Source organism: Arthrobacter sp. Y3221159 (assembly GCF_059089885.1).
Genome location: NZ_JBNHFC010000003.1, coordinates 192,005 through 218,952, shown reverse-complemented (window position 1 = coordinate 218,952; position 26,948 = coordinate 192,005). Strand labels below are relative to the sequence as shown.

28 protein-coding genes and 3 tRNA genes are annotated in these 26,948 nt (G+C 65.3%); 23 read left to right on the top strand and 8 right to left on the bottom strand.

The window, feature by feature from the left end:
• Nucleotides 1-99: 99 nt before the first annotated feature.
• The 10 genes from AC5RT3_RS05180 (at nt 100) to AC5RT3_RS05135 (ending at nt 7,041) form a co-directional block, all read left to right on the top strand.
• Nucleotides 100-172, top strand: a tRNA-Glu gene (locus AC5RT3_RS05180).
• Between the two features lie 91 nt (nt 173-263).
• Nucleotides 264-337 (top strand) — tRNA-Asp (locus AC5RT3_RS05175).
• Between the two features lie 48 nt (nt 338-385).
• A tRNA-Phe gene (locus AC5RT3_RS05170) sits at nt 386-461 on the top strand.
• Nucleotides 462-687: 226 nt separating this feature from the next.
• Nucleotides 688-2,538 carry a BCCT family transporter gene (locus AC5RT3_RS05165; protein ID WP_494052155.1) on the top strand — a complete coding sequence of 617 codons (1,851 nt, stop codon included), beginning with the start codon at nt 688-690 and terminating at the stop codon, nt 2,536-2,538.
• Nucleotides 2,539-2,999: 461 nt separating this feature from the next.
• The gene (locus AC5RT3_RS05160; RefSeq protein WP_494052154.1) at nt 3,000-4,595 is read left to right on the top strand and encodes a glycoside hydrolase family 68 protein; all 1,596 of its coding nucleotides are present in this window, start codon (nt 3,000-3,002) and stop codon (nt 4,593-4,595) included.
• Between the two features lie 161 nt (nt 4,596-4,756).
• The gene (locus AC5RT3_RS05155; protein ID WP_494052153.1) at nt 4,757-5,215 is read left to right on the top strand and encodes an Asp23/Gls24 family envelope stress response protein; all 459 of its coding nucleotides are present in this window, start codon (nt 4,757-4,759) and stop codon (nt 5,213-5,215) included.
• Nucleotides 5,212-5,403, top strand: a complete 192-nt coding sequence (locus AC5RT3_RS05150) for a hypothetical protein (protein ID WP_494010915.1) — start codon at nt 5,212-5,214, stop codon at nt 5,401-5,403. Before AC5RT3_RS05155 ends, AC5RT3_RS05150 begins: the two co-directional genes overlap by 4 nt.
• Nucleotides 5,400-5,780, top strand: a complete 381-nt coding sequence (locus AC5RT3_RS05145; protein ID WP_494052152.1) for a hypothetical protein — start codon at nt 5,400-5,402, stop codon at nt 5,778-5,780. The genes AC5RT3_RS05150 and AC5RT3_RS05145 overlap by 4 nt, the downstream gene beginning before the upstream one ends.
• A complete protein-coding gene (locus AC5RT3_RS05140) occupies nt 5,777-6,433 on the top strand; it encodes a DUF6286 domain-containing protein (protein ID WP_494052151.1) in 657 nt (218 codons plus the stop codon). The genes AC5RT3_RS05145 and AC5RT3_RS05140 overlap by 4 nt, the downstream gene beginning before the upstream one ends.
• Nucleotides 6,430-7,041, top strand: coding sequence for a hypothetical protein (locus AC5RT3_RS05135; protein ID WP_494052150.1), 612 nt, complete (start codon nt 6,430-6,432; stop codon nt 7,039-7,041). The genes AC5RT3_RS05140 and AC5RT3_RS05135 overlap by 4 nt, the downstream gene beginning before the upstream one ends.
• 5 nt (nt 7,042-7,046) lie before the next feature.
• On the opposite strand, the gene AC5RT3_RS05130 is transcribed toward AC5RT3_RS05135, so the two are convergent.
• Complete coding sequence (locus tag AC5RT3_RS05130; RefSeq protein ID WP_494052149.1) at nt 7,047-8,837, bottom strand: glycoside hydrolase family 13 protein; 1,791 nt, start codon at nt 8,835-8,837, stop codon at nt 7,047-7,049.
• Between the two features lie 140 nt (nt 8,838-8,977).
• Between AC5RT3_RS05130 and AC5RT3_RS05125 the strand changes: the two genes are divergently transcribed.
• The 5 genes from AC5RT3_RS05125 (at nt 8,978) to AC5RT3_RS05105 (ending at nt 13,647) form a co-directional block, all read left to right on the top strand.
• Complete coding sequence (locus AC5RT3_RS05125) at nt 8,978-10,267, top strand: ABC transporter substrate-binding protein (protein ID WP_494052148.1); 1,290 nt, start codon at nt 8,978-8,980, stop codon at nt 10,265-10,267.
• Between the two features lie 7 nt (nt 10,268-10,274).
• Entirely contained in the window at nt 10,275-11,312 is a 1,038-nt protein-coding gene (locus AC5RT3_RS05120) for a carbohydrate ABC transporter permease (protein ID WP_494010909.1), read from the top strand.
• Nucleotides 11,309-12,205: a carbohydrate ABC transporter permease gene (locus AC5RT3_RS05115; RefSeq protein WP_494010908.1), complete on the top strand. Its 897-nt coding sequence runs from the start codon at nt 11,309-11,311 to the stop codon at nt 12,203-12,205. Before AC5RT3_RS05120 ends, AC5RT3_RS05115 begins: the two co-directional genes overlap by 4 nt.
• Complete coding sequence (locus AC5RT3_RS05110) at nt 12,202-12,450, top strand: hypothetical protein (RefSeq protein ID WP_494123652.1); 249 nt, start codon at nt 12,202-12,204, stop codon at nt 12,448-12,450. The genes AC5RT3_RS05115 and AC5RT3_RS05110 overlap by 4 nt, the downstream gene beginning before the upstream one ends.
• A 129-nt stretch (nt 12,451-12,579) precedes the next feature.
• On the top strand, nt 12,580-13,647 hold the full coding sequence (locus tag AC5RT3_RS05105; protein WP_494052147.1) for a LacI family DNA-binding transcriptional regulator: 1,068 nt from the start codon (nt 12,580-12,582) through the stop codon (nt 13,645-13,647).
• Between the two features lie 43 nt (nt 13,648-13,690).
• Here the strand turns inward: AC5RT3_RS05105 and AC5RT3_RS05100 are convergent, their stop codons facing one another.
• The gene (locus AC5RT3_RS05100) at nt 13,691-14,575 is read right to left on the bottom strand and encodes a DUF8083 family protein (RefSeq protein ID WP_494123651.1); all 885 of its coding nucleotides are present in this window, start codon (nt 14,573-14,575) and stop codon (nt 13,691-13,693) included.
• Nucleotides 14,576-14,609: 34 nt separating this feature from the next.
• Nucleotides 14,610-15,416 (bottom strand): exodeoxyribonuclease III, encoded by an 807-nt coding sequence (locus AC5RT3_RS05095; protein WP_494010904.1) that lies wholly within the window; start codon nt 15,414-15,416, stop codon nt 14,610-14,612.
• Nucleotides 15,417-15,586: 170 nt separating this feature from the next.
• On the opposite strand from AC5RT3_RS05095, the gene AC5RT3_RS05090 reads away from it, so the two are divergent.
• Genes AC5RT3_RS05090 through AC5RT3_RS05075 form a run of 4 tightly spaced genes read left to right on the top strand, consistent with a single transcriptional unit; the run spans nt 15,587 to nt 19,983 of the window.
• Complete coding sequence (locus AC5RT3_RS05090; protein WP_494123650.1) at nt 15,587-17,086, top strand: CoA-acylating methylmalonate-semialdehyde dehydrogenase; 1,500 nt, start codon at nt 15,587-15,589, stop codon at nt 17,084-17,086.
• Nucleotides 17,086-18,201 (top strand): enoyl-CoA hydratase/isomerase family protein, encoded by a 1,116-nt coding sequence (locus AC5RT3_RS05085; protein WP_494123649.1) that lies wholly within the window; start codon nt 17,086-17,088, stop codon nt 18,199-18,201. Before AC5RT3_RS05090 ends, AC5RT3_RS05085 begins: the two co-directional genes overlap by 1 nt.
• The gene (mmsB, locus tag AC5RT3_RS05080) at nt 18,194-19,210 is read left to right on the top strand and encodes a 3-hydroxyisobutyrate dehydrogenase (RefSeq protein WP_494123648.1); all 1,017 of its coding nucleotides are present in this window, start codon (nt 18,194-18,196) and stop codon (nt 19,208-19,210) included. The genes AC5RT3_RS05085 and mmsB overlap by 8 nt, the downstream gene beginning before the upstream one ends.
• Entirely contained in the window at nt 19,207-19,983 is a 777-nt protein-coding gene (locus AC5RT3_RS05075) for an enoyl-CoA hydratase (protein ID WP_494010900.1), read from the top strand. The genes mmsB and AC5RT3_RS05075 overlap by 4 nt, the downstream gene beginning before the upstream one ends.
• On the opposite strand, the gene AC5RT3_RS05070 is transcribed toward AC5RT3_RS05075, so the two are convergent.
• Entirely contained in the window at nt 19,970-20,962 is a 993-nt protein-coding gene (locus AC5RT3_RS05070; RefSeq protein WP_494052143.1) for an NAD(P)/FAD-dependent oxidoreductase, read from the bottom strand. The genes AC5RT3_RS05075 and AC5RT3_RS05070 overlap by 14 nt on opposite strands.
• Before the next feature lie 65 nt (nt 20,963-21,027).
• On the opposite strand from AC5RT3_RS05070, the gene AC5RT3_RS05065 reads away from it, so the two are divergent.
• Both AC5RT3_RS05065 and AC5RT3_RS05060 read left to right on the top strand, forming a co-directional pair.
• Complete coding sequence (locus tag AC5RT3_RS05065; protein ID WP_494123647.1) at nt 21,028-21,612, top strand: helix-turn-helix domain-containing protein; 585 nt, start codon at nt 21,028-21,030, stop codon at nt 21,610-21,612.
• Nucleotides 21,613-21,685: 73 nt separating this feature from the next.
• Nucleotides 21,686-22,345 (top strand): DedA family protein, encoded by a 660-nt coding sequence (locus tag AC5RT3_RS05060; protein WP_494123646.1) that lies wholly within the window; start codon nt 21,686-21,688, stop codon nt 22,343-22,345.
• 18 nt (nt 22,346-22,363) lie between these two features.
• Here AC5RT3_RS05060 and AC5RT3_RS05055 read toward each other — a convergent pair whose 3' ends face one another.
• Nucleotides 22,364-22,870 carry a MarR family winged helix-turn-helix transcriptional regulator gene (locus AC5RT3_RS05055; protein WP_494123645.1) on the bottom strand — a complete coding sequence of 169 codons (507 nt, stop codon included), beginning with the start codon at nt 22,868-22,870 and terminating at the stop codon, nt 22,364-22,366.
• A 68-nt stretch (nt 22,871-22,938) separates the two neighbouring features.
• Here AC5RT3_RS05055 and AC5RT3_RS05050 point away from each other — a divergent pair, with 68 nt between their 5' ends.
• Nucleotides 22,939-24,123, top strand: coding sequence for an acyl-CoA dehydrogenase family protein (locus tag AC5RT3_RS05050; RefSeq protein WP_494123644.1), 1,185 nt, complete (start codon nt 22,939-22,941; stop codon nt 24,121-24,123).
• Between the two features lie 124 nt (nt 24,124-24,247).
• Entirely contained in the window at nt 24,248-25,225 is a 978-nt protein-coding gene (locus tag AC5RT3_RS05045) for an SDR family oxidoreductase (protein ID WP_494123643.1), read from the top strand.
• 77 nt (nt 25,226-25,302) lie between these two features.
• Here the strand turns inward: AC5RT3_RS05045 and AC5RT3_RS05040 are convergent, their stop codons facing one another.
• The 3 genes from AC5RT3_RS05040 to AC5RT3_RS05030 all read right to left on the bottom strand — a co-directional run bounded on the left by AC5RT3_RS05040 (nt 25,303) and on the right by AC5RT3_RS05030 (nt 26,818).
• Nucleotides 25,303-26,088, bottom strand: coding sequence for a MerR family transcriptional regulator (locus AC5RT3_RS05040; RefSeq protein ID WP_494123642.1), 786 nt, complete (start codon nt 26,086-26,088; stop codon nt 25,303-25,305).
• Between the two features lie 55 nt (nt 26,089-26,143).
• Entirely contained in the window at nt 26,144-26,479 is a 336-nt protein-coding gene (locus AC5RT3_RS05035; RefSeq protein WP_494010892.1) for a hypothetical protein, read from the bottom strand.
• A 135-nt stretch (nt 26,480-26,614) separates the two neighbouring features.
• Entirely contained in the window at nt 26,615-26,818 is a 204-nt protein-coding gene (locus tag AC5RT3_RS05030; RefSeq protein ID WP_013599688.1) for a cold-shock protein, read from the bottom strand.
• Nucleotides 26,819-26,948 lie beyond the last annotated feature (130 nt).

Below are 26,948 nucleotides of genomic sequence, written 5' to 3'. Positions count from 1 at the left end.
AACTAGGCCCTATAGTTTTAGAGTCCAGTTCGGAGAACGCAAAGGACAAAGACGGAAAGCCTCGCTTTACGCCTTTTATTTTGCTCCGAACCGGTTCTGGCCCCCATCGTCTAGCGGCCTAGGACACCGCCCTTTCACGGCGGCGGCACGGGTTCGAATCCCGTTGGGGGTACGCAAGGAACTGGTCAAGCAGACTAAAAAAGTCTGGTAGGCTGGAAGCCTTGAAAAAAGCGGTAGAGATACTGCAAAAGCAAGAAAAGCAAGGCCCTGTAGCGCAGTTGGTTAGCGCGCCGCCCTGTCACGGCGGAGGTCGCGGGTTCAAGTCCCGTCAGGGTCGCTCTGATTGTTGGAAGCAATTCCGGCTCTCATGGTGACTAGTCACCTAGGCTCTGTAGCTCAGTTGGTAGAGCGTTCGACTGAAAATCGAAAGGTCACCGGATCGACGCCGGTCGGAGCCACCACTGGGAAGCATCAGTTCTTCGGAGCTGGTGCTTTTCTCATTTTCCGGGCCTACAGTTGTAAGGCCCGCACCAGGCACGTCTCGATCCCGGCATCAAAACCCCCGGGGCCAGCGCTTCTCCGGCCCTGAGCCTCTTTTGATGCCGTAATGCACCGCCGCGGACACGCGGCGCCAGCACAAGAGAACACTAGTCTGAGCGCCATACAGCGCATAAGGAGAAACAGGGAATGTCCGCCTCACCTGGCACCAGGACCATCAGCCAACCACCCGGGGAAACACCGCCGGCCGTGAAGGAGGAGGCGGGGCATCAACCCCGTGCCGGCGGCTCGAAACTGGCGCGGTGGGTCTTCTGGCCGGCAGCCGCCGTCATCGTCATATTTGTCCTGTTTGCCACGATCTTTCCGGCGGCCGCCACCGATCTCTTCGCATCCGTCCAGGGCAACGTCATCAGATGGTTTGGCTGGTACTACGTGGCAGCCGTTGCTCTTTTCGTTGTGTTTTCCCTGTGGATCGGCCTCAGCCGCTACGGCGATATCAAGCTGGGCCACGATGACGACGAGCCAGAGTTCTCCGTGATGTCCTGGTTCGCGCTGCTCTTCGCGGCGGGCATGGGCATTGGCCTTGTCTTCTTCGGTGTGGCGGAGCCCCTGAATCATTTTGCCGCTCCCAGGCCCGGTGTTGAAGGCTCCCCGCTGGAGCTCGCCCAGCAGGCCATGACGCAAACCTACCTTCACTGGGGCCTTCATGCCTGGGCCATCTACGTTGTGGTGGGCGTATCCATCGCCTACGCAGTACACCGCAGGAACCGCCCCATCTCCATCCGGTGGACGCTTGAGACGCTCCTGGGCCGCAGGCGCGTTGCCGGCGCGTGGGGCAACCTGATCGACATCGTGGCCCTGGTGGGGACGCTGTTCGGCGTCGCCACGTCGCTCGGCCTGGGCGTCCTGCAGATCTCGGCAGGCCTTGAAGAGGCAAACATCCTCCAGGCCACAACCATGACGCAGATCGGGTTGATCCTCTGCATCATTACCCTGACCATCATTTCGGTCGTGTCGGGCGTAGGCAGGGGCATGAAATGGCTCTCCAACACCAACCTGGTCCTGGCTGGGCTGCTGATGCTGGTTGTGCTGTTTACCGGCCCCACACTTTTCCTGATGCGTGAGTTCGTGCAGTCAATCGGGCACTACTTCCAGAACGTCGTGGGCCTAACTTTCAATACTTTGGCTTTCTCCGGCGCAGAGGGTGAGGCTTGGCAGGCCGCCTGGACCACCTTTTACTGGGGCTGGTGGATTTCGTGGGCGCCGTTCGTGGGTATCTTCATCGCCCGCATTTCCAAAGGCCGCACCGTCCGGCAGTTCGTCGCAGGCGTCCTCCTGGTACCCACCGCCCTGGGCTTCCTGTGGTTCTCCGTCCTTGGCGGTGCCGCCATCCACCGGGAGCTGTTCGGTGCCGGAGGCCTTATCGGCGACGACGGCAGCGTGGACACCGAGGGTGCGCTGTTCAACCTGCTGGGAAGCCTTCCCGGCGGGGTTGTCCTCACCTTAGGCGCAATTCTCCTGATCGCCATTTTCTTCATTACATCGGCGGATTCCGGCGCCCTTGTGATGGGCATGATCTCAACCGGCGGAGACGTGGAACCGAAGAACTGGCTGCGCGTCTTCTGGGCGCTGTCGGCCGCTGCCGTTGCCATTACCCTGCTCCTGGCCAATGGCCTGCAGGCGATCCAAACCGCGGCCATCCTCACCGCCGTGCCCTTCAGCGTGGTGATCATCCTGATGAGCATTTCCACGGCCAAGGCCTTCCACCGGGAACATCAGACCCTGATGCGCGCACAACGCAAGTTGGCCCGGGACCAGATGACCGCCCACGTCACCGAGCAGGTCCAGGATTCCATGCACGATTCCGTGCAGGAGCATTACCAGGAGCACGTTGCTGAACAGATTCAGGAATCCGTGCAGGAGCATTACCAGGAGCACCTGGCGGACCAGGTCAGCGAGGCCGTCCAGGCGCAGTTGACCGAGCGTTTGGCTACCGGCGAGGTTCCGCAAGTAAAGGCACCGGGAACTCCCAAGACATAGCCCCGGCTTCCTGGCCTGGCCGGTTCCGCAACTGTGTCCGGCCAGGCTCCCTTGTGCGGGTTCGCACGAGTCGCAATGTGGCTGCGCTCACGAATATTCGGCCAGTGCAGGACCACCTCGAATTAAATTGCCGGTCATATGTAACATTTGACGGCTTGCAAGGGATATGCCACGCGCGCGCAGTGGAAAATGTAAGCGCTTGCACAACGGGGCGGAACTCGGTTTTCGACGCCGCGAAACACGGTTTGAAATGCCGTGAAAGGCCTGCCTAGCGTGGAGACCGGCCCGGATATCCCCGGTATCACCACGGGCCGTATCTGGGACACCACCCACGTCCCGCCCCTCGACACGACGGCGTCCTCGATGACGCCTGCAAAGTTGTCGAGGCTCGCCGGAGTGCGGGGGACCAGGGCATCCGCCCGTCTTCCACGAACAGTTTCAACTCCGCGAGAAGAGCAAAAATGCACAAGCACCCCCAAGCACCCCGGATGCTGCGGTGGCGGTCCGCCGCCGCAGCACTGGCAACAGCCGTGGCTGCCTCGACCTTCCTTGCCGTCCCGTCGGCGCAGGCCAACGAGCCTGCCGATCCGCCGGCCGCCGAGCAGATGCCGGCACCCACCCCGGGGTTCCCTCTCCCCACGGAACACACCCAGCAGGCCTACGATCCGGCGTCGGACTTCACCTCCAAGTGGACCCGCGCGGACGCCAAGCAGATCATGGCGCAGAGCGATTCCACCGTGGCTCCGGGTGAGAACTCCATGAGCCCGGATGTCACCATGCCGGAGATCCCCGAGGATTTCCCCACCATGAATGACGACGTCTGGGTCTGGGACACCTGGTCCCTCACGGACGAGCACTCGAACCAGATCAGCTACAAGGGCTGGGACGTCATCTTCTCCCTCGTGGCTGATCGCCACGCCGGGTACGGCTTCGACCAGCGCCACTGGAACGCCCGGATCGGCTATTTCTTCCGCAAGACCAACGCCGACCCGGCCAAGGACAAGTGGAACTACGGCGGCCACGTCTTCGCTGACGGCGCCTCGATCGGCAATACCGAGTGGTCCGGCTCCACCCGCCTGATGCAGGGCAACCACGTCAACGTGTTCTATACGGCAACAACGTTCTACGACGTGGCTGAGCGGAACGCGGGCCGCGGCGGGATCGCCCCGGACGCGGCAATCGCCAAGGCCCTGGGCAAGATCCACGCAGACGAGAACGGCGTCACTTTCGACGGGTTCCAGCACACCAAGCTGCTTGAACCGGACGGCAAGATGTACCAGACCAAGGAACAGAACCCCGGCTTCGCCTTCCGCGATCCGTACACCTTCGCGGACCCGGCACACCCCGGCAAGACCTTCATGGTCTTCGAAGGCAACACCGGCGGCACCCGTGGGGAATACCGCTGCAAGCAGGAAGACCTCGGCTACCAGCCAGGAGACCCCAACGCCGAAAACCTGAATGAAGTCAACAGCACCGGCGCCTACTACCAGACCGCCAACGTGGGCTTGGCCGTGGCGGACAACAAGGACTTGACCAAGTGGTCCTTCCTGCCGCCAATCCTGTCCGCAAACTGCGTCAATGACCAGACTGAGCGCCCCCAGATCTTCATCCAGAACGAGAACGGCAAGAACAAGTACTACCTGTTCACCATCAGCCACCAGTTCACCTACGCGGCAGGCATGCGCGGCCCTGACGGTGTCTACGGCTTCGTGGGCGACGGTGTCCGTTCCGACTACCAGCCGATGAACAACAGCGGCCTGGCCCTGGGTTCACCGACTGACCTGAACCTCCCGTCCGAGTCCCCGGAGGCGCCCACCCCCAACCAGAACGGCCGCCAGTTCCAGGCTTACTCGCACTACGTGCAGCCCGGTGGCCTGGTGCAGTCGTTCATCGACAACGTCAACGGCGTCCGCGGCGGATCCCTGTCGCCGACGGTGAAGATCAACTTCAAGAACGGTATCTCCCAGGTTGACCGCAGCTTCGGCCAGAACGGTCTTGGCCCCTTCGGTTACCTGCCCACCAACGTCAAGGTGGGCGGCCAGGGCCACTACAAGTAGGCCGCGGCACAAACCCAAACGCCGCTGCTTCAGCGGCACCGCCCAGGCGGGGATGCTCTTGGGGGCATCCCCGCCTGGGTCCTTTAACTACTGTCCCCCAGTTAACAGCGCAGCACCGCAGGCTAGGGATAGGGTTGGATCAACAGAAGGGGGAGTGCCTGATGGAATACCAGAACCCACAACCCGAGCCGGGCATCCGCAGCGGCGCCGCGCCGGTTCCTGTCCCGGCGCCCGGGCTGGGACGGACCGTGATTTCGGAAACCGCCGTGGCCAAGGTGGCAGGGATCGCCGCCCGCGCTGTTCCCGGCGTCTACTCCCTGGGCACGGTCCCGTCCCGCGCCCTGGGGGCCATCCGGGACGCCGTAGGCAGCTCCGACCATGCGGCCGGGGTCCGTGCCGAGGTGGGAGAAACCCAGGTAGCAGTGGATATCAGCCTCGTGGCCAGTTACGGCACGCCGCTGCATGCCCTCGCCAACCAGGTGCGCGCCGCCGTCTACCGGGCGGTGGAGGAACTGGTGGGGCTCCAGGTCATCGAGGTGAACGTCGAGGTCACCGATGTCTACGTACCGCCTCCCGTTAAGCCGGCCACCGGAACCCCTGAAAGGGAGGCACTGCTGTGAGCCTGACACTGGCCGGTGCCGCCATGGGCGCCTTCGTGGCCTTCATGTCCCTCCAGTTCGGGCTATGGGGGTTCCTGGTATCCCTGCTCTTCATGGCCATCGGGGCACTCCTGGGCCGCGCCGCCGAGGGGAAGCTGGACCTCCGCGGCGTCCTCGATGCCATCATCGGCCGGCGCTCATCATCATGAGCACGCCCGCCTCGGCGACGCGGGCACAGGTGCTCAGTGGCCACAACCGCATCAGCACGCAGGCGCTGACGAGCCTTGCTAAGGCGGCGGCTGCAGCGGCGTTTGACGTTGACGCCCAGGACGTCCGGGCAGACTGGACGGACGACGACGGCCAGTTGGCTTTATCTCTTGTCACGCCCATCAGCATCCCGCCTCTAAAGACAGTCGTCCTGGATCCGGCGCGGGTGGAGAGGTTCGGCGGTTCCATCTGGGACCGGACGGTCCAGGCCAAGTCCCGCATCCTGGAGACCGTTACGGAGCTCAGCGGTGCCAGGTTGAGCAGGGTGGACATCCGCATCAGCGGCGCAAAGATCAGTGAAGGAGGCCGGGTCCGGTGAGCAGCAGGGTGGACGCCGCGGCCGGGCGGTCCCGGGGTGAGGAGGGCCGCCGCGACGAGGGGCGGGGCCTGGACATGCGCCGCGTGGCCTACCGCGAAACGCACTCCACGCGCGCCGCGGTGGCCATCGTCGCTGCCGTGCTGGTCATTGTGCTGGCGGCCTACGGACTCCTGGAAGCAGCGGTGCACGCTATCGGCCAGCCTGCCTGGCTTATCGAGCCGCAAGTGGCTGCGCAACGCATTGTGGAGCTTCCCGCCGGGATTTCGCCGCTGCTGCTCGGCGCCGTCGGCGCGGTCCTTGCGATGGCCGGCCTTATCTTCCTGCTTAACGGGATACTCCCGGGGCGGCGGGCGCGGCACCTCCTCTCGGGTGCCGGACAGGCTTCCGGAGGCTCGGTCGTCGTGGTTGACGATGAAGTCATCGCCTCATCGCTTGCCCGCCGTGCCCGGCTGGCGGCAAACGTGGCGCCGGAGCAGGTGATGGTGGTTGTTTCGCGGCGCCAGGTCCTGGTGAATGTCAGGCCCACGTCCGGCGTGCCGGTGGACGATGGGACAGTCCTCACCGCCGTCCAGGACGAGCTGGACCAGATGGGGCTGGAGCCGTCGCCCGAAGTCCGGGTCCATGTAACGCCGACGGGAGTGATTGGGGCATGAACAGCACGCCAAGCCTCCTCAACCGGATCCTCCTCACTGTCCTGGGGCTGGTGCTCCTTGCCGTCGGCGTCCTGCTGATGCTGCTGGCAACTGTCCCGCCCGTGGCCGCCTGGTGGCAGTCCTGGTCCCCGGGGATCTGGGCCGGGATCAACCAGGTCTTCAACGCCACCAGGTTCCCGGGGCGCACCGAAAGCTGGCTCTGGATTGTGGTGGCCCTGGTCCTGCTGCTGCTGATCGGGCTGATGGTGGCCTGGATCGCCCAGCAGGGCAAGGGCCGGTCCAACCTGTTGGCCGCCGAATATGATTCGGGCGATGTTCCCGGTGACGTCCGCATCGGCGGGGGAGTGGCGGAACAGGCCCTCAAGCATGCGCTGGCAGGGCGGCCGGACCTTGCCGGTTCCACGGTAGCAACCTATGACGTCAAGGGCTCACCCGCGTTGAAAGTCCGGCTGCTGCCGCGCCAGGGCGTGGCGCCGCACCTGCTGGCAGCCGAGGTCACCGGCCTGCTCGCCGCGCTCGAAACGGTTGTTGGCAAGGAAACACCGGTCCTCGTCCATATCGGGGCGGGGGCACGGACGCGCTTCGGCCGTGCCGAGCGCGTCCGCTGATCACCCTACTCCCGCTCCAGGTAGACAGCGCAGTCGACCGGAACCTCCCGCACAGCAGCCAGCTCTTCGGCGGGAACAGGTCCGCTGGCCAGCGCCACCCGGTATCCCGCCGGGATGGGAGCGGATGCAAATCCCATGTTTGCGAGGACCAGGACATCCCCGTTGCGGAACGCCAGCAGCCCGGCGTCCGGAGCGTGGATATCATCCCACTCCAGCGTGCCCAGGCCCAGCCTGCGCCCGGAGCGGAAGGCAAGGGCAGCCTTGTAGAACTCCAGGGTGGAGCCCTCCTCTCCCTCCTGCTGGTCAGCCGCGAGGGGGCCGAAACTGTCCGGCTGCGGAAGCCATGGCCGTGCCGGGCTGTGCGCGGACGAGAAGCCGTAACCGGGCAGGTCGGCGGCCCAGGGCAGCGGCACCCGGCAGCCGTCCCGGCCAATCTCAGCACCGTTCGTCCGGAAAAATGTGGGGTCCTGCCTGGCGCCGGCCGGAAGCGTGGTGTGTTCCGGCAGCCCCAGTTCCTCGCCCTGGTACAGGTAGGCGGAACCGGGCAGCGCCAGGGAAACCAGCGTTGCGGCCCGGGCGCGGGCCAGTCCCAGGGCGGAGTCCGGCTGCTCATCATCCGCGGCCAGGCCTTTGGGAAAAGTAGTGGGGTCGGAAAGCCCGAACCGGGTGGGGTGCCGGACGGTGTCATGGTTGCTCAGCACCCAGGTGCACGGCGCCCCCACTGAGGCGGCGGCCGCCAGGGACGCCTCGATTGCGGCCGCCATGCGCTCGGCATCCCAGCCCGCCAGAAGGAAATCGAAATTGAAAGCCTGCTGCATCTCATCCGGCCGCACGTAGCGGGCCAGCCGTTCCGCCGGTTCCACCCATGCTTCGGCCACCATCATCCGGTCGCTGCCGTACTCCGCCAGCACCCGGTGCCAGTCACGGTAGATGTCGTGCACGCCCTCCTGGTCGAAGAAGGGCGACGGCGGGTAGACCGGGGAGACGGCACGGTGCGGTTCCTCGACGTCGGTATGTGCCCCCGGTGCATCACCAGGCGGCAGCGTCAGGCTGTGCGTTCCTTCCACCATGGCCGCCGCGCCGTCCCAGTCGGGAAGGCCCTTTTCCTTGACCATGCCGTGCGCAACGTCCACCCTGAAACCATCCACGCCGCGGTCCAGCCAGAACCGGAGGACGGAACGCATCTCCTCGTGGACCTCGGGGTTCTCCCAGTTGAGGTCGGGCTGCCTGGTGTCGAACAGGTGGAGATACCATTCGCCGGGCGAACCGTCCGGCCCGGCCACGCGGCTCCAGGCCGGCCCGCCGAAGATCGACTTCCAGTTGTTGGGTGCGCGGTTGCCGTCACTGGACCCCGGCACGCTGTCCTTGCCGGGGCGGAAGATATAGCGGTCCCGCTCGGGGGAGCCGGGCGCCGCCTTAAGGGCCTCCTGGAACCATGCGTGCTCATCGGACGTGTGGTTGGGAACCAGGTCCACGATGACCTTCAGGCCCCGGCTGTGGGCATCCTGCAACATTGCATCGAAGTCGTCGAGGGACCCGAACAACGGGTCCACCTGCCGGTAGTCCGCCACGTCGTACCCGCCGTCGGCCTGCGGCGACTTATAGAAGGGGGACAGCCAGATGGCGTCCACTCCCAGCTTCTCAAGATACGGCAGGTGTTCCATCACACCGCGCAGGTCACCCATGCCGTCCCCGTTTCCATCTGCGAAGGAACGCGGGTAGATCTGGTAGACGACGGCGTCTGCCCACCATTCCGGCCGGGTGTGACCGAAGGCGGGAACGGCCAGGTTGGACATTTGGTTCCCCTCAGATAACTTTTTGATGTAAACGCTTGCATTGCACGCAGCAACCTTACTAGTGTGACAGTCACCACATCAACCTCACCTAGCAAGCGCACTGCCGACTTACTTGTCACTCAGCGAGGAGCTTCAAGCCAATGAAAACCCCTAGATTCCTTCTTCCGGCCGCCACTGCCGGTGTCCTGGCTCTGACCCTGTCCGCGTGTGCGGGCGGGGGCGGCGGAACCACGGGTGGCGGCGGCGGCGGCGACGCCGAAGCCAACCTCGAGGGCCGCGGTCCCATCACCTACGTCCAGGGCAAGGACAACAGCAATGTGGTCCGCCCGCTCCTCGAGAAGTGGAATGCTGCGCATCCGGATGAACAGGTGACGTTCAAGGAGCAGACAGACCAGGCAGACCAGCAGCACGACGACCTGGTCCAGAACTTCCAGGCGAAGAACGAAAACTATGACGTCGTCAGCGTCGATGTTGTCTGGACTGCAGAATTCGCCGCCCGTGGCTGGCTCCAGCCGTTGGAAGGTGACATGGCCATCGAAACGGACGGCATGCTTGAACCCACCATCGAAGCAGGCTCCTACCAGGACAAGCTCTACACCGCCCCCGTATCCTCTGACGGTGGCATCCTGTACTACCGCAAGGACCTTGTTCCGGAAGCTCCCAAGACCTGGGACGAAATGATGGGGATGTGCTCCATCGCCAAGGAAAACAACATCGGCTGCTACGCGGGCCAGTTCAAACAGTACGAAGGCCTCACGGTCAACGCTTCCGAAGCAATCAACTCCGCCGGCGGTTCCGTCCTGGATGACGACGGCAAGCCGAGCCTGACCACGGACGATGCCGAGAAAGGGCTGAACAACCTGGTGGAGGCTTTTGAAAACGGCAACATCCCCGCCGAAGCCATCACGTACCAGGAAGAGGAGAGCCGCCGTGCGTTCCAGGAAGGCAAACTGCTGTTCCTCCGCAACTGGCCTTACGTCTACAACCTGGCCACTACCGAAGGTTCCTCGCAGGTGAAGGACGTGCTGGGTATGGCTGCACTTCCGGGTGAGGATGGCCCCGGCGCTTCTTCGCTTGGCGGACACAATGCCGCCATCAGCGTCTACTCAAAGAACAAGGCCACGGCCCGTGACTTCGTGAAGTTCCTGGTCGAGGAAGAGCAGCAGAAGTTCTTCGCCACCCAGGGTTCGCTCGCTCCGGTCCTTGCCGATCTTTATGAAGACCAGGAACTTGTTGCCAAGCTGCCGTACCTGCCAGTCCTGAAGACCTCCATCGAGAACGCGGTACCGCGTCCGGTCACCCCGTTCTACCCGGCCGTCACCCAGGCTATCCAGGAGAATGCCTACGCCGCCCTGAAGGGTGAAAAGTCCGCTAAGGACGCGCTGTCCGACATGCAGAAGTCCATCGAGTCCGCCGGCGCAGGATCGTAGCTCAATCATGGCAACCGAACTAGGCCCGACGCCGGCAACCAAGCCGGCGTCGGGCGGCGCCCCGGTCCATCATGGACCCAAGGGCGTCGGAGAAGACAACCAGATTTTGAGCCAGGGCAAGTGGGCCACGTGGCTGCTTGCCCCTACCATCATCGCGTTGGCCATTGTGATCGTTTATCCGATCATCAGCGCTATCGTGATGTCTTTCCAGAAGGATGCAGGCCTGGACCCGGCCACCGGTTTGTTCACCGCAGGTGGCCCTGCGGGCATCCAGAACTATGTGAACTGGCTGGGCCAGCAATGTGCCGCTCCCGGCGGCGGCACTGTAGCCTGCCCCCCCGGCACCTTGGGTGGCCAGTTCTGGACCGCTACCGGGACCACGTTCCTTTTCACGGTCATCACCGTCACCTTTGAAACAATCCTTGGTTTCTGGATGGCGATGATCATGGCCAGGACCTTCAAGGGCCGTAGCCTGGTCCGCGCGGCCGTGCTGGTGCCGTGGGCCATCCCCACCGCCGTAACCGCCCAGCTGTGGCTGTTCATGTTCGACTTCAACGGCATCGTCAACAAGCTGTTCAACGCCTCCATCCTCTGGACGGGCAGTGAATGGCCGGCCAAATGGGCAGTCATCATTGCTGACACCTGGAAGACCACACCGTTCATGGCGCTGTTGATTCTGGCGGGTCTCCAGATGATTCCGGCGGATGTTTACGAGGCCGCAAAGGTGGACGGCGCCAGTGCCTGGCAACGGTTCAAGCTGATTACGCTTCCCTTGGTGAAGCCAGCCCTGATGGTGGCCATCCTGTTCCGCACCCTTGACGCGCTGCGTATGTTCGACCTTCCCTACATCCTCACGCAGGGTGCCAACAACACCACCACGCTGTCCATCCTGGTGATCAACCAGATCAGGCAAGGCTTCAACTCGGCAGCCGCATTGTCCACCATCACGTTCCTGATCATCTTCCTGGTGGCGTTTATCTTCGTCCGCTTCCTTGGAGCCAACGTCGTGGAGCAAAGCGGAGCAACCGGTAAGGGGAAGAAATGACAACCTCAACCGCCTCCACTGATCTGCGGACGCAGCAGGACAGAGGCCGCAAGATTGCGCAGAACCGGGAGAAGTGGGCAAGTGCCCGGACGTACATCAGTGCTGCAGTCATCCTGATCTGGTGCCTTGCACCGGCTTACTGGATGGTGGTGACGGCCTTCCGCGAAGTGGGTTTCACCTACGACACCACGCCTTGGCCAACACATGTAACACTGGACAACTTCACCACCGCGTTCGATACCTCGTTCGGCAACAGATTCGGCCAGGCGCTGCTTAACAGCGTTTTCATCGGCGTCATGGTGACTGCGATCTCGCTGCTCATTGGTGTCTTTGCCGCATATGCGCTGGCCCGGTTGAACTTCCGGTTCAAGTTCCTGGTGCTGGGCTTCATCCTGGGCGCTTCCATGTTCCCGGGCGTTGCACTCATCACCCCGCTGTTCCAGCTGTTCACCAACATTGGCTGGATGGGTACTTACCAGGCGCTGATCATCCCTAACATCTCCTTCGTCCTGCCGCTGACCGTCTATACGCTGACTTCCTTCTTCCGTGAAATGCCGTGGGAGCTTGAGGAATCGGCGCGCGTCGATGGCTGCACCCAGGGCCAGGCGTTCCGTAAGGTGATCATGCCGCTGGCCGCGCCAGCAATCTTCACGACGGCGATCCTGGCGTTCATTTCCTCCTGGAACGAGTTCCTGATCGCCAGCCAGCTGTCCAACGAGGCTACGCAACCGGTGACGGTTGCCATCGCCAGCTTTGCCGGGGCACAGCCCAACCAGATTCCATACACGGCCATCATGGCTGCGGGCACCATCGTCACCATTCCGCTGGTGATCCTGGTGCTTGTGTTCCAGCGCAAGATTGTGGCCGGCCTGACGGCGGGTGCAGTCAAGTGACAGGCGATGCTTCCCGCTCCCGCTCCACGGGGGCGGGAAGCGACCGCAGGCGCGTCCGGTCCGGCGAGGACTTTGACATCATCATCGGGTTCCTTGGTTTTTGGGCCCTGGTGCTGCTGGTGGTCACCATCTGGATGGAAGTGACTGCGCAGCCCGCACTCGGCTGGGCCTTGGGGCTGCTGGCCACGCTCCTGGCGCTGTACGGCATGGTCCGTTTGCGCCGGAAGCTCCCCGAACGCAGGTAGCCGGCGGAAGGCCATTTCCGTCACGGTTTTAACGCTGCATGGCCGGAGAGTGCGAAGATACGAAGGCTCGGGGGGCCAGCGCAGGGCGAGCGGCAGCTTCAAGCTGCATGGAGTTATTGAGGGGACACGGTGGCACGCACAACAGAAAGATCCCAAAGGGGCGGCCACTCAGGAGTCAGCATCGAGGACGTTGCGGCAGCCGCCGGTGTCTCGACTGCCACAGTGTCCCGGGCCGTCCGTGGCCTGCCCCGCGTGTCGCCGGCCACCCGCGAACGGATCCTTGAAGTAGCGGGGAACCTGGGCTACGTGGCCTCTTCTTCCGCGTCCGGGCTGGCTACCGGCCGCACCAAGACCATTGGCGTGCTGGCCCCGTTCGTCAGCCGCTGGTTCTTTTCGAAAGCCATTGAGGGGGCGGACCGGGAGCTCCACGCCCGGCAATACAACCTCTCCCTGTTCAACCTCGGCGGCCACGGCAGCAACCGGGAGCGGCTGTTCAGTAAAACCATGGTCTACAAGCAGATTGACGCCCTGCTGGTCCTCTGTATGGCGCTGACCCATGAAGAGCTGGACCACCTGCAGAAAATCGACATTCCGCTGGTGGTGGTGGGCGGACACGTCGAGGAGTGCGCCTACATCGGCATTGACGACTACGCCGCCGCCTCCACAGCCGTGCGGCACCTGATCGACCTGGGCCATCGCGATATCGCACTGCTCCACGGCGACGACGAGACGGACCTGAACTTCGACGTTCCCAGGGTCCGGATCCTCGCCTTCAAGGATGTTATGACGTCCGCCGGACTGCCCACCCGCCCGGAGTGGGACGAATGGGGCGACTTCACGGTCCGCAGCGGGCAGGAGGCCTTCCGCCGGCTGTGGGCACGTCCCGGTGCCAAACCCACAGCCATCTTCTGCGCCTCCGACGAGATGGCCATGGGCGTCATCTTCGAGGCCCAACGCATCGGCGTCCGCGTGCCGGAGGAACTGTCCGTCGTGGGGATCGACAACCACGATTTTGCCGACGCCATGGGGCTGACCACCGTGGGGCAGCGGCCTGACGAACAGGCTGAGCTGGCCACCAAGATGCTCCTTGACGAACTGGACGGGGAGGTGGGGTCGGTGCAGTCCGCCGTCGCACCGCATGAACTCATCGTCCGGCGGACCACCGCGCCGCCCCCGGCCAAGCGTTCCGCCGCATGATTCCGGCGTCCTGACAAGGGCCCATTCCGGGACGTGACGAAGGTCAGGATGCGCGTGCCAACTGCCGGATGGGGATCCAGCGGGAGGCCAGGCGCCGGTAGGCTGCCGCAGCTCCGGTCATGTCGCCCTCCGCGAGGCATTCGATGCCCAGCCGAATGTCCATGGGGGAATCGTCCGGATACACCTTGTCCGCCACGGCACCGTAGTCCAGCTCCACCATCGATTCCACATCGAACTGCTCCAGCCACTCGGTGAGCTGGGCCAGGTCGTCCAGCATGTCCAGGTCCGGGGCCGCCAGGGCAAGGTTGGCAACCGCGTAACGGGCACGTTCCAGGGCGTCGGTGATCGATGCCCACACCCGGACCGTGAGGATCCGGCCGGCTGCCTCCACCACGTCCTTGTGGTCCGACTCCATGAACAGCGAAAACCAGCTGAACGGGATCCCCCAGGTTGACGCCCGGGTATGCACCCGGATGGAACCGTCGCGGGCCTTGACCTGGTCGATCCGTTCCTGGTGCTTGTCCCGCTGTTCCTCGGGGATCAGCAGTTCCGCAAGCGGGCCGTGGATTCCCTCCATCAGGGCGTTGGCCGCCAGGCCTGCACGGAGGACCAGCTGGCTGGGACAGTACAGCAGCACCGGCTCGGCGTCAGCGCCGTCGTCGGCCGCTCCGCCCTGGGGAGCCGGGGCCGTGGTGACCCGCACCAGGTCGGTGCGTCCGGTGGGAAACGGGTCCCCGCCTGAACGGGTGATGCGCCCCAGCGAGGCGAGCAGTTCGGCGTTTTCGACGGCGGCACGCGAGGCTGTGCGTGCACCAGCCGCCTGGATCGCGGCGCGCTGCTCTTCCGGGAACGCGTCCAGCGGTTCGTAGACCCGCAACGTGGAGGAAAAAGGCAGGCCTGCCTGGCCCCGGTAGAGGTTTCCCGTCATCGCGGTCTCCTTATCTGGGTCCAGGTGGCCGTCATCAGTCCGCCAGTTCCACCAGCACGGGGGCGTGGTCCGAAGCGCCCTTGCCCTTGCGTTCCTCGCGGTCAATGGAGGCACCGGTAACCCGGCTGGCCAGAGCGGGGGAGGCGAGGACGAAGTCGATGCGCATGCCTTCCCGCTTGGGGAAGCGCAGCTGGGTGTAGTCCCAGTAGGTGTATACGCCGGGGCCGGGAGTGTAGGGGCGCACCACATCGGTGAAGCCGGCGGATTCAAAGGCGTGGAAAGCGGCACGCTCCGGTGGGCTGACATGGGTGTAGCGGTTGTTCACGAACAGGTCGATGTCCCACACGTCCTCATCGAACGGTGCGATGTTCCAGTCGCCCATCAAAGCCACCTGGGCCTGCGGGTTCTCGGCGACCAGCCCCTGCGCGTGCGTCTTGAGGCTCTCCAGCCATTTGAGTTTGTAGGGCATGTGCTCGTCATCCAGCGACCGGCCGTTGGGAACGTACAGGCTCCAGATCCGGATGCCGGCGCAGGTGGCGGCCATGGCCCGGGCCTCCTGCACGGGGTCCTTTCCGGCCTTGCCGAACGAGGGCTGGTCAAGGAAGGTGCGTTCGACGTCCTCCAGGCCCACCCGGGATGCGATGGCCACGCCGTTCCACTGGTTCACACCGAAGTGGGCCACCTCGTAGCCCATCCGCTCAAACAGTTCCCAGGGGAAGTTATCGTCCTTGCACTTGGTTTCCTGGATGGCAAGGACGTCGCAGTCGCTGCGCTGAAGCCAGGCTTCGACGCGGTCAGCGCGGGCACGGAGCGAATTTACATTCCAGGTAGCTATCTTCACAGTTCCTAACTTACCGTGGCTGCACTGCAGCAGGTAAAGCAGGGCGGGGCGTTCCGAAGTACCCGCGGGCGGGGTGTCCGGCTAATGGAACTTAGTTGGAAGTCCGAGTATATTCGCAACCAGAGATGACCTGAGCCACAAAACCGGAACATTGCGAAGGAGCATCAGCCATGGTGCGCGAGCTGTCCCATTACGTCGGAGGCCGGCATGCGGAGGGGAGCTCCGGACGGTTCGGGGATGTCTTCGACCCCTGCACCGGTCGCGTCCAGGCCCGGGTTCCGCTGGCGGGCCGGGATGAGGTGCAGGACGCCATAGCCGCCGCCGGGAAGGCGCAGCCTGCGTGGTCGGCCATGAACCCCCAGCGGCGGGCCAGGATCCTCCTGAAGTTCGTGGACCTGGTGAACTCGCAGATGGACGAGCTGGCGCGGCTGCTGTCCGCCGAGCATGGCAAGACCCTTGCCGACTCCAAGGGGGATATCCAGCGCGGCCTGGAAGTGGTGGAGTTCGCCGCCGGCGCTCCCCACCTGGTCAAGGGCGAGTTTTCCAGTGACACCGGGGCCGGGATCGACATCCATTCGCTCCGCCAGCCGCTCGGCGTCGTGGCCGGCATTACGCCGTTCAATTTCCCGGCCATGATCCCCCTGTGGAAGTCCGGCCCGGCCCTGGCGGCGGGCAACGCCTTCATCCTCAAACCCTCTGAGCGGGACCCCTCGGTACCGCTCCGGCTGGCGGAACTCTACAGCGAGGCGGGCGTGCCGGACGGCGTGTTCAGCGTGGTCAACGGGGACAAGGAAGCCGTGGACGCCATCCTCGAAGACCCGCGGATTAAGGCGGTTGGCTTTGTTGGTTCCACCCCCATTGCCCGGTACATCTACGCGACGGCGGCCGCGCACGGGAAACGGGCCCAGTGCTTCGGCGGAGCCAAAAACCACATGGTGGTCATGCCGGATGCGGACCTGGACCAGGCCGCGGATGCCCTGATCGGTTCCGGTTACGGCTCCGCCGGCGAGCGCTGCATGGCCATCTCCGTGGCAGTCCCGGTAGGCCGGGAGACCGCGGACCGGCTGGTGGAAAAACTGCAGGAACGGGTCAAGGAACTCCGGGTGGGCTCCAGCATGGCGCCGGACTCGGACTTCGGCCCTGTGGTGTCAGCCGCTGCCAAGGAACGCATCGAGGGCTACATCGGGGCGGGCGTGGACGAGGGCGCCACCCTCCTGGCCGACGGCCGCGGATTCACTGTGGAAGGCTACGAGGACGGCTTTTGGGTGGGCCCCACGCTCTTCGACCATGTCACCCCGGATATGACGGTGTACCGTGAAGAGATTTTCGGGCCCGTCCTGAGCGTGGTCCGCGCGTCCGGCTACGAGGAAGCGCTGCGGCTCTGCACTGACAACCCGTACGGCAATGGCGTCGCCATCTTCACCCGTGACGGCGACGCTGCCCGGGACTTCGCCACCCGCGTGGACGTCGGCATGGTGGGCATCAATGTCCCCATCCCCGTGCCATTGGCCTACTACACCTTCGGCGGCTGGAAGGCGTCCGGCTTCGGCGACCTGAACCAGCACGGCGCGGACGCCTTCCGGTTCTACACCAAGACAAAGACCGTCACCACACGCTGGCCCTCCGGAATCCGGCAGGGATCCAGCTTCATCATGCCGGAAGGAAGCTGATGACGGAACGTGCGCCGGACGGACCGGAGGTGCTGTTCGAGCGGCGGGGCCCGCTGGCGGTGATCACCCTGAACAGGCCGCGGGCAGTCAACGCACTTACCGCCGGCATGGTGGGCATGATTCTGCATCAGCTCACGGCGTGGGCGGACGACGACGGCGTGGCCACCGTCCTGGTCCAGGGCGCCGGAGAGCGGGGCCTCTGCGCAGGCGGGGACATCGTGGCCATCTATGAGGACATCCCGTACGGCGGCAAGCGGACCGCGGACTTCTGGCAGGCCGAGTACCGGATGAACTCCCTGATAGCGCGCTACCCCAAACCGTACGTGGCCCTCATGGACGGCCTCGTCCTTGGCGGCGGGGTGGGCATTTCCGCCCACGGCTCCGTCCGCGTGGTCACCGAGCGGACCAGGACAGGGATGCCGGAAACCACCATTGGCTTCGCCCCCGACGTCGGCGGGACTTTCCTGCTCGCCCGCGCGCCGGGGGAGACGGGAACCCACGCGGCGCTGACAGGAGCGCACCTGGACGGACCGGACGCCCTGTACCTGGGCCTTGCCGACCATTACGTCCCGTCCACCCGTTTGCCCCACCTGGTGGCATCGCTCGAAAGCGAAAGCCCGGTAGACGCCGTCGGACGCTGGGCCGGGGACGCCCCGCCCTCCGCCCTGGCGGGCCAGCGGGAGTGGATTGACGCCTGCTATGCGGAACCGGATGCCGGGGACATTGTCCGCCGGCTCCGTACCTGGCATGGCCACGGCTCGGCGGAGGCCAAGCAGGCCGCGGATGCGATTGAGGCAAAATCGCCAACCTCGGTCAAAGTGGCGCTGGACTCGGTGCGCCGGGCCCGGGGCCTGACGCTGGATGAGGCCCTCGCCGAGGAATACCGCGTGGGCCTGCGCTTCCTCTCCGGCCCTGACTTCCGGGAGGGCATCCGCGCCCAGGTGGTGGACAAAGACCGTACTCCGCGCTGGCAGCCGCCCACACTCGGCGAGGTACTCCCGGAGCATGTGGCCCGTTTCTTCCAGCCGCTGGACGGCGGGGAACTGGACCTTGGCACAGCGTTGGACAGGGGCACAGCGGCAGACCTGAAGTTAAAGGAGACGGACCATGCCTGACAAGTACACCGTGGCGTTCCTGGGCCTGGGACACATGGGCATTCCCATGGCCGCGAACCTGGTCACGGCAGGGCACGCCGTGGCCGGCTACGACGTGGTGCCTGCCGCGCTGGAGGCCGCCCGGGCAAGGCAGATTCCGGTGGCAGCCGGCGCCACCGAGACGCTCGCCGGTGCCGACGTGGTGCTGACCATGTTCCAGAGCGGCCAGCAGGTGCTCGACGCATACCGCGGGACCGGTGGCCGGCCCGGCCTGTTGGCGGCAGCTGCCCCGGGGACCATGTTCCTGGACTGCTCAACCATCAACGTTGACGAGGCACGCGAGGCGGCCCGGCTGGCAGTCGAGGCAGGACACCGCTCCGTTGATGCCCCCGTTTCCGGTGGCGTGGTGGGAGCCGAGGCGGGAACCCTCACCTTCATGGTGGGCGCGGAGGAAGCGGACTTCGAGGCTGTCCGGCCCCTGTTGGAGGTGATGGGCAAACGGGTGGTGCATTGCGGTGCCCACGGCGCCGGCCAGGCGGCCAAGGTCTGCAACAACCTCATCCTTGGCGTATCGATGATCGCCGTCAGCGAGGCCTTCGTCCTGGGGGAGAAGCTGGGACTCAGCCACCAGGCGCTCTTCGACGTTGCATCGGCAGCCTCCGGGCAATGCTGGGCACTGACCACCAACTGCCCCGTCCCCGGCCCTGTCCCCACCAGTCCGGCCAACCGCGACTACCAGCCAGGGTTCGCCGGCGCGCTGATGGCCAAGGACCTCAACCTTGCCGTCAACGCCCTGCACAGCACCGGCGTCACCGGGCGGATGGGGCAGCTGGCAGCCGAGATCTACGATACTTTTTCCGCGGAAGGCGGTGCCGGCCGGGACTTCTCGGCGATCATCACCGACATCCGGGCAAAATCCGCCGCCGGAGCACCGGCGGCACCAGGCGCGGCTGCGCCACCAAACACCGCCGAGTCCGGCACAGCAATGAAAAAGGCACCAACAGCGCACGACGACGGGAGTCCTGAATGACGGAGTACGCCAACATCCTGGTGGAGCAGCAGGGGCGGGTGGGGCTGGTCACCCTCAACCGGCCGCAGGCGCTGAATGCGCTGAACAAGGCCACCATGGAGGAATTGGTCGCCGCCGTCAGCGCGATGGATTCGGACCCCGGAGTGGGGGCCGTGGTGATTACAGGATCGGGCAAGGCCTTCGCCGCCGGAGCCGACATCAAGGAGATGGCGGCCCAGGGCTACATGGACATGTACGCGGCCGACTGGTTCCGCGGATGGGAGGACCTCACCCGGCTGCGCATCCCCACCATCGCCGCCGTATCGGGGTTCGCCCTGGGCGGCGGCTGCGAGCTGGCGATGATGTGCGATCTCATCATCGCCGGCGACAACGCCAAGTTCGGCCAGCCCGAGATCAACCTGGGGGTGCTGCCCGGGATGGGCGGGTCGCAGCGCCTGACCCGTGCCCTGGGCAAAGCCAAAGCCATGGACCTGATCCTGACGGGCAGGTTCATCGGTGCCGAAGAGGCCGAACGCAGCGGCCTGGTGTCCCGGGTTGTCCCCGCCGAGGATGTGGTGACGGAATCCCTCAAAGCCGCGGAGGTCATCGCATCCAAGTCCAAGCCGGTGGCCATGGCGGCTAAGGAAGCCGTGAACGCCGCCTTCGAAACCGGGCTCGCGCAGGGCGTCCTGTTCGAGCGCCGGCTCTTCCACTCCCTGTTTGCCACCGAGGACCAGAAGGAAGGCATGGCGGCGTTCACGGAGAAGCGCCAGCCGGCTTTCAAACACCGGTAAGGGCCTGCGACTCCCGGTAGGTGGCGAGGTCGCGCTCCATTTCCTCCGCCATCAGATGGTTGTTGATGGCGACGGCGGTCCATGCGGCTGATGCGGCCGACGCCAGCACCTGCGCCTTCATGTCCGTGACGTTGCCAGCGGCCCAGACGCCGGGAACCGCCGTGGCGCCGTCGGCAGCCGTCTCAAGGTAGTCGCCGATTCCCATCGGGTGCGGTGACGGGGACAGGCCAAGGCCGGTAAATGCCCGGACACGGGCGGAGGTCCGTGCACCCACCACCAGGGCGTCAAGGGCAACCTCCGGACCGCCTGCCAGTGCCACCCCGCGCAGGGCGTCGCCTTCCACCCGGAGGGTTTCCACGGCGCCGGCAACCACCCTGACGCCCCGCGCTGCCAGCTGTTCGAGTTCCGGTTCCGAAGGGTTGGTGCGCTCGTTGAGGAACAGGGTGATATTGCTGCTCCACTGCCGGAACAGCAGGGCCTGGTGCACGGACCACGGCCCGTTGCCCAGGACGCCGATCGCCTGGTCCTGCACCTCCCAGCCGTGGCAGAACGGGCAGTGCAGCACGTCCTTGCCCCACCGCTCCCGCAAGCCGGGAATCTCCGGCAGTTCGTCCACCAGGCCGGTGGCAACCAGGAGCCGCCGGCCGCGGATCTGCCTCCCGTCGTCGAGCGTTATCCCAAAGCCCTGCCGCACGTCGCCGGTGGCGGCAATTGCCTCACCGCGGAGGATCACCCCGCCGTAGCCCTCCACCTCGGCACGTCCGGCGGCCAGCAGGGCTGCCGGGCTGATCCCGTCACGGGAGAGGAAGCCGTGGACGCCGCGCGCGGGCGCGTTGCGCGGATCGCCGCTGTCCACCACGGCCACGGAACGGCGGGTGCGGCCCAGCATCTGGGCTGCACTGAGGCCTGCGGCACCGCCGCCGACGATAATGACGTCATAGAAGGGATCACGGGGGCTTGAATGCGTGTTTTCAGTCATGCGTCCATGGTCCGATCATGCCTTGAGTTCCGCAAACAAGTTTGCCGTTATGGCAAAATGGACGGATGGATGAAAACCTCGACGACGTCCTGGCGGCCGTGGGCCCGCGGCTGAAGGCCCTTCGGGTCAGCCGGGACGTCACGCTGACGGCGCTGGCGGAGGCCACCGGAATCTCGGTCAGCACGCTGTCCCGGCTCGAAGCCGGCCAGCGGCGCCCCAACCTCGAACTGCTCCTGCCCCTGGCCAAGGCGTACCAGGTGCCGCTTGATGAACTGGTGGGAGCGCCGGAGACGGGCGATCCGCGTGTGCACCTTCGCCCCATCGAGGCGCGGGGGATGACCATCATTCCGCTGACCCGGAAACCGGGCGGTATCCAGGCCTACAAGCACATCCTGCCGGCCGGACGGCTGGAGGAACCCAGTCCGCAGGTGCATGAAGGCTACGAGTGGCTGTATGTCCTGAACGGGAGACTGCGCATGGTGCTGGGCAGCCAGGACCTGGTCCTGGGGCCGGGCGAGGCGGCGGAGTTCGATACCCGCATCCCCCACTGGTTCGGCAGGGCTGACGGCGGGGCGGTGGAATTCCTCAGCCTGTTCGGCACGCAGGGCGAACGGATGCATGTGAGGGCAAAGCCCGCCTCCAAGAGATAGGGGGGTTTGCCGGGCTGTCAGGTTTCCCCTAGCCCCGTAAGGTAGACAGGACCGCAGGAAGTTTGCAGCGGAAATGGGGGAGAAGCAGATGCGGGTACCGGCGGCGGGTGCGGCGGACGGACTTGGCGGCCTTGTTGGCGTTGCTGCGCAGGCAATCGACAGGCTGGGGGAATGGGGTGTGGGAGCCTTCACCCTCGCCGAAACGGTACTGCCACCCATTCCGAGCGAGGTGATCCTTCCGCTGGCGGGCTACCTTGCCAAGCAGGGGGCCCTCAATCTGTTCCTCGTCTTTGCCGCCAGCCTGTTGGGCGCCTACGCCGGTGCGCTGTTCCTCTATTGGCTGGGTGCGAAGCTTGGGCTGGAACGCTCCATCCGCGGGCTGTCCAAACTTCCCCTGGTGGACCGGGAGGATTTCGAGCATGCGGCTGAATGGTTCCGCCGCCATGGCCGGTCTTCCATCTTCTTCGGCCGGCTCCTTCCGGGTGTCCGCAGCCTCATTTCGTTGCCGGCCGGGGCCTCCGCCATGCCGCTGGGAACCTTCAGCCTCTACACGCTCGCCGGAAGCGGGTTGTGGAACGGTGCCCTGATCGGACTGGGGTACGCCCTGGGCACCCAGTACCGGCTTATCGAGCAGTACTCCCGGTTCCTCAACTACGCGGTGTACGGGGCACTGGCCGTCACAGTGGTCCTGCTGGTTATCCGGAGGGTGAAGCGGGCCAAGGCGAACCGCTGACCGGCTGCTCCCCCGCATTCAGTCCGCGAAGTCGCCCGCATTCCTGCGGAAGTCATCCAGGATCCGGATCAGGAGGTCCACGTCCCCGGGGCTGAATCCGGGATCACTGAACACCTCACTGTTCAACGCCGCCGTGGAACGTTCTGCCAGGCTGCGCCCCTCGCCGGTGAGGGCGATCAGCGTGGTGCGGCCATCCGTCGGGTGGGGGGAGCGTGCCACCAGCCCGGCGCGTTCGAGCCGGTCCACGGCGTTGGTGACCGACGTCGGATGGACCTGGAGCAGGGCGCTCGCCTTCTTCATGGGCAGGGATCCCTTCCGCGTAAAACTCAGCAGCGCCAGGAGCTCATAGCGGGCAAACGTGAGGCCGAACGGCTTGAGGGTGGCTTCAATCCTGGCAAGGAGGATCTGCTGCGTCCGCATGACGGCGGTGATGGCCGCCATGGGCGCGGCAACTTCTGCCCACCCGTGCTCCTCCCAGTTGCGCCGGGCCTCGGCGATGGGATCGCGGGGCAAATGCGTGCCCATACAGCCCCTTTCCGGAAAATCCTGTGAATATACTAGGACATCCAACGGTTTGGCGAGGGAGGAATTCCGTGCAGCCCCAGGAACATGGCGGCAGGCCGCCCTTTCCGGACGCGGACCTGCTCCATGTGGTGGAACTCCTTCCGCCTGCAGAACGGCAACGTTATGCGCGGACCCGGGAATTTCTGCAGGCATCCGTCCGGCCGGCATCCCTCGGCTACTGGAACCGCGAGGAGTTTCCGTTCGGCCTGCTGCAGGACATGGCCGGCCACGGACTGGGGGCCCTTCAGGTGGATGGCAGCTCCGCCCTGTTCAAAGGGCTGATGTACGCGGAGCTGGCCCGCGCCGACGTCTCCCTCTCGGCGGTTGCCGGCATCCACAATGAGCTGATCGTGGGCATGATCAGCCAACTGGGCTCCGAGGAGCAGAAGAGCCGCTGGCTGCCCGGGCTCAGGAGCTTCACCGCACTGGGGGCCTTCGCCCTGACCGAGCCCGGCCACGGTTCGGACATCTCCCGGGGCCTGGAGACCTCCGCCACGCTCGAGGGCGGCGAGTGGGTCCTCAACGGGGTCAAGCGCTGGATCGGCGCCGGGACCATCGCCGATTTTGCCCTCGTCTGGGCGCGGGACCAGGCCGACCAGGAGATCAAGGGCTTCATCGTGGAGACCGGCCGTCCCGGCTTCACAGCTACCAAAATTGCCAACAAAATTCGACTGCGCATCATGCAAAACGCGGACATCACGCTGGAGGATGTCCGGATCCCGGCCGGCAACCTGCTCCCCGGGGCCGCCCACTTTGCAGCCGCCCAGGGCCTCCTGCGGGATTCCCGGGCGTGGGTGGGCTGGCAGGCCGCCGGCATCCAGTTCGCCGCGTTCGACGTTGCCCGGGACTATGCGCTGGGCCGGCACCAGTTCGGCCGTCCCCTCGCGGGATTCCAGTTAATCCAGCAGCAACTCGCTGACATCCTGGGCAACGCTTCGGCATCCCTGGCACTGATGGTTCAGCTGGCGCGGCTCCAGGAGGAAGGCCGGCTGGAGATGGCGCAGGCTGCCATGGCCAAGGCCACCACCACGCGGCTGGCCCGGGCAACAGTTGCGATGGGACGGTCCCTGCTGGGCGGCAACGGCATCAGCGGTGACTACGGCATGGCCAAGCTGTTCGGTGATGCTGAGATCCTCTACACCTACGAAGGCAGTTACGAGATCAATTCACTCCTGGTGGGGCGGGCCGTCACCGGGATTTCCGCCTTCACCTGAGCCCCGCATGTGCTTGCGTGCCGACCAGCGGGCGTTGTCCCGGGCCACCACCCTCGCTAGCATCGAAGAGGTAAGCCTACTTACTGTTGGTCTGCTCCCTTGGGGATGCGGGAAGGGAAGCCCGATGCGCGTCAAGAACTCCGTCATTGTGATCACCGGTGCATCGAGCGGCATTGGCCGGGCCACAGCGCTTCGCTGCGCATCCAAAGGCGCCTGCCTGGTCCTGGCCTCGCGCGGTACCAAAGCCCTTGAGGCGGTGGCCCGGGAATGCAGGAAACGCGGGGCGAAAGCCATTGCCGTAGCCACCGACGTGACGGATCCGGCAGCGGTGGACAACCTGGCCGCCCGTGCCGTGGCGGAGTTCGGACGCCTCGACGTATGGGTCAACAACGCAGCAGTGGGCGCATTCGGCCGGCTCCTTGACATTCCAGCCGCGGATTTCCAGCGTGTCCTTGACGTGAATATTTCCGGCTACGTGAATGGTGCGCGCGCTGCCCTGGCCCGGCAGGCTGCCCAGGGTTCGGGGGTCCTGGTCAATGTTGCTTCAGTTGTTGGCGAAACCCCATTGCCCTACTCCGCAGCGTATTCCGTCACCAAGGCGGCGGTCCGGTCCCTCAGTGTCAGCCTGCGCTCGGAACTGGCACTTGAAGGACTGTCCGGGGTGCACGTGTGCACAGTCCTGCCTGCCACCATCGACACCCCGTTCTACCAGCACGCTGCCAACTACACCGGCCGGCGCGCACGTGCCCTGCCCCCGGTCTACACGCCGGAACGCGTGGCCAGGGCAATCGTCAACGTCATCGAGCACCCGCGCCGCGAAACCGTGGCGGGAGGTCCCGTGGCACGCCTGCTGGTCCTGCAGCACAAGGTCACGCCGAAACTGGTGGAAGCGTCCATCGCCCGCCAGGTGGACAAAAAGCAGCTGCCCCGCGGCAAGCCCGCCTCTGTCACCCCGGGAAACCTGCACCGTACTTCGGAATCAATCAGGAAAGGCTCCGTGACCGGCGGCTGGCATGGCCGGAGTAGGACGGCCCGGCGCAGGTTCTTCACCGCGGCGGCAGTGGCTGGCGCCGTGATGGCCGCAGGCAGGCTGCGGGGATGACGGTCCCCGGACGGGTGCTCCGGGAACAGCTGGCCCCGGCCACACGGCCGCGATTCCCGAAAGGGGAGCAAGCCCTGTTAAAGGTTCTTGTCCGCGTAGGCGTGCAGGGCGTCCCGCACGAAGCCTGCGCCGGCCTCTCCGCCATAGTTGGCCGCAAACCGGGCGTCCGCAACGTACATGTCTGCGAGCCCGGTGACGTAGCCTTTGACGTCTCCGCCGCTTTCCGCGGCCGGGGTGCCAGGGATGGACGTCAGCCATTCAACGTGGCGCCGGGCAAGATCCTGGGCTTCGGGGCTGCCGGGACGGACACCTGATCCGGCCGCGGCCAGCCAGTCCTTCCCCAGCCGTTCAGAGCGTGACTTCCACTCCCTTTTCTCCGCTTCGTCCATGCCCCGCCACCACGAGTCTCCCTTCGCATAGGCGTCCTTGCCCCATCGCTCCTCAACCTCGTCCTTGTACTGTGTGTGGTCGAAGCCGTCGAACATTGCTTCTGCCATGAGTTCTCCTCCTCCTTTAACCGTTTCGAGTGTTTGCCGGACGGACGCGATCTGGCGGGACAGCCGGTCCTGCTCCTGCCGCAGCCACTCCAGGTGGCGGGTCAACGCCTTGACGGCGTCCGTCTGCTGCTGGAAGACCTCAGCTATGGCGGGCAGCCCCAGGCCCAGTCCGCGAAGGAGCAGGATCCGCTGCAGTTGCAGGAGGGCGGCGCCGTCGTAGTGGCGGTAGCCGTTGCTGCCCACCCGGCTGGGCTTGAGCAGCCCGATGTCGTCATAGTGCCGAAGGGTGCGGCTGGTGGTGCCGGCCATCCTGGCGACGTCCTGGATGGACCAGTCCTTCGCTGCTTCCGCCGTGGTTTCTTCCATGGTCCGAGCGTAGGGGTTGACGCAGCGTCAAGGTCAAGGGGCGGGCGGGCCAGGTTCAGCGGGCGCGGCGGTTCCGGGGTGACCGGGTGCGGGCCTGGGCCACCAGGCGGCGGAAAGCGAGGATGAAGACGGCTTCGATCAGGAGCATCAGGCACACCAGCAACCACTGCTCCCGGGCAACAAAAACAATGCAGCCGGTCAGCGCCAGGACCGTGCCCAACGCCAGGGTGTACGTTGCGAAGCCGACGGCAACCCGGGCGCTGCGCACTCCCGTGCGGAACCCGAAACCGTGCGGTTCACCGCCGGGGTATCCGGGAACACGGTCCGGCGCGGCAGGTCCCAGGGCATCAAATTCTTCCCAGGGATCCTTGTCCTGCGCTTCTGCGGCCATGCTCCAATTATCCCAAAAAGGGGTTCCCGGAGGGGCCGGGCCGGGAGGCCTCATAAAACAGCGGCCCCTCCAGCTTTCGCTGGAGGGGCCGCTGGACGGGTGCTTCCGGTGCAGGCGCCGGAAGTTGCCCAAGCCTTAGAGGGGGCGGATGTTCTCTGCCTGCGGGCCCTTGGGGCCCTGGGTCACATCGAATTCGACCTTCTGGTTCTCGTCCAGGGAGCGGTAACCGCTGCTGGCGATTGCCGAGTAGTGGGCGAAAACGTCAGCGGACCCGTCATCGGGGGCAATGAAGCCAAAACCCTTTTCGGCGTTGAACCATTTAACTGTGCCTGTTGCCATGGCTGCATTCCTTCATGTGACTCTGATTCTCTCCCCGGGCATCAGCCCGAAGTGTGCGGAGAACGTCCCCCGCTGCTCCCCAACGTACGGGGACAACGGCCTCTGTGCAAGGGGTGGCCCGGCATGGCGT

What these genes read in the sequence shown, in the direction of transcription:
- AC5RT3_RS05165 (WP_494052155.1), top strand. Translation starts at nt 688, where the DNA reads ATGTCCGCCTCACCTGGCACCAGGACCATCAGCCAACCACCCGGGGAA.
- AC5RT3_RS05160 (WP_494052154.1), top strand. Translation starts at nt 3,000, where the DNA reads ATGCACAAGCACCCCCAAGCACCCCGGATGCTGCGGTGGCGGTCCGCC.
- AC5RT3_RS05155 (WP_494052153.1), top strand. Translation starts at nt 4,757, where the DNA reads ATGGAATACCAGAACCCACAACCCGAGCCGGGCATCCGCAGCGGCGCC.
- AC5RT3_RS05145 (WP_494052152.1), top strand. Translation starts at nt 5,400, where the DNA reads ATGAGCACGCCCGCCTCGGCGACGCGGGCACAGGTGCTCAGTGGCCAC.
- AC5RT3_RS05135 (WP_494052150.1), top strand. Translation starts at nt 6,430, where the DNA reads ATGAACAGCACGCCAAGCCTCCTCAACCGGATCCTCCTCACTGTCCTG.
- AC5RT3_RS05130 (WP_494052149.1), bottom strand. Translation starts at nt 8,837, where the DNA reads ATGTCCAACCTGGCCGTTCCCGCCTTCGGTCACACCCGGCCGGAATGG.
- AC5RT3_RS05125 (WP_494052148.1), top strand. Translation starts at nt 8,978, where the DNA reads ATGAAAACCCCTAGATTCCTTCTTCCGGCCGCCACTGCCGGTGTCCTG.
- AC5RT3_RS05120 (WP_494010909.1), top strand. Translation starts at nt 10,275, where the DNA reads ATGGCAACCGAACTAGGCCCGACGCCGGCAACCAAGCCGGCGTCGGGC.
- AC5RT3_RS05115 (WP_494010908.1), top strand. Translation starts at nt 11,309, where the DNA reads ATGACAACCTCAACCGCCTCCACTGATCTGCGGACGCAGCAGGACAGA.
- AC5RT3_RS05100 (WP_494123651.1), bottom strand. Translation starts at nt 14,575, where the DNA reads ATGACGGGAAACCTCTACCGGGGCCAGGCAGGCCTGCCTTTTTCCTCC.
- AC5RT3_RS05090 (WP_494123650.1), top strand. Translation starts at nt 15,587, where the DNA reads ATGGTGCGCGAGCTGTCCCATTACGTCGGAGGCCGGCATGCGGAGGGG.
- AC5RT3_RS05085 (WP_494123649.1), top strand. Translation starts at nt 17,086, where the DNA reads ATGACGGAACGTGCGCCGGACGGACCGGAGGTGCTGTTCGAGCGGCGG.
- mmsB (WP_494123648.1), top strand. Translation starts at nt 18,194, where the DNA reads ATGCCTGACAAGTACACCGTGGCGTTCCTGGGCCTGGGACACATGGGC.
- AC5RT3_RS05075 (WP_494010900.1), top strand. Translation starts at nt 19,207, where the DNA reads ATGACGGAGTACGCCAACATCCTGGTGGAGCAGCAGGGGCGGGTGGGG.
- AC5RT3_RS05070 (WP_494052143.1), bottom strand. Translation starts at nt 20,962, where the DNA reads ATGACTGAAAACACGCATTCAAGCCCCCGTGATCCCTTCTATGACGTC.
- AC5RT3_RS05065 (WP_494123647.1), top strand. Translation starts at nt 21,028, where the DNA reads ATGGATGAAAACCTCGACGACGTCCTGGCGGCCGTGGGCCCGCGGCTG.
- AC5RT3_RS05060 (WP_494123646.1), top strand. Translation starts at nt 21,686, where the DNA reads ATGGGGGAGAAGCAGATGCGGGTACCGGCGGCGGGTGCGGCGGACGGA.
- AC5RT3_RS05055 (WP_494123645.1), bottom strand. Translation starts at nt 22,870, where the DNA reads ATGGGCACGCATTTGCCCCGCGATCCCATCGCCGAGGCCCGGCGCAAC.
- AC5RT3_RS05045 (WP_494123643.1), top strand. Translation starts at nt 24,248, where the DNA reads ATGCGCGTCAAGAACTCCGTCATTGTGATCACCGGTGCATCGAGCGGC.
- AC5RT3_RS05040 (WP_494123642.1), bottom strand. Translation starts at nt 26,088, where the DNA reads ATGGAAGAAACCACGGCGGAAGCAGCGAAGGACTGGTCCATCCAGGAC.
- AC5RT3_RS05035 (WP_494010892.1), bottom strand. Translation starts at nt 26,479, where the DNA reads ATGGCCGCAGAAGCGCAGGACAAGGATCCCTGGGAAGAATTTGATGCC.
- AC5RT3_RS05030 (WP_013599688.1), bottom strand. Translation starts at nt 26,818, where the DNA reads ATGGCAACAGGCACAGTTAAATGGTTCAACGCCGAAAAGGGTTTTGGC.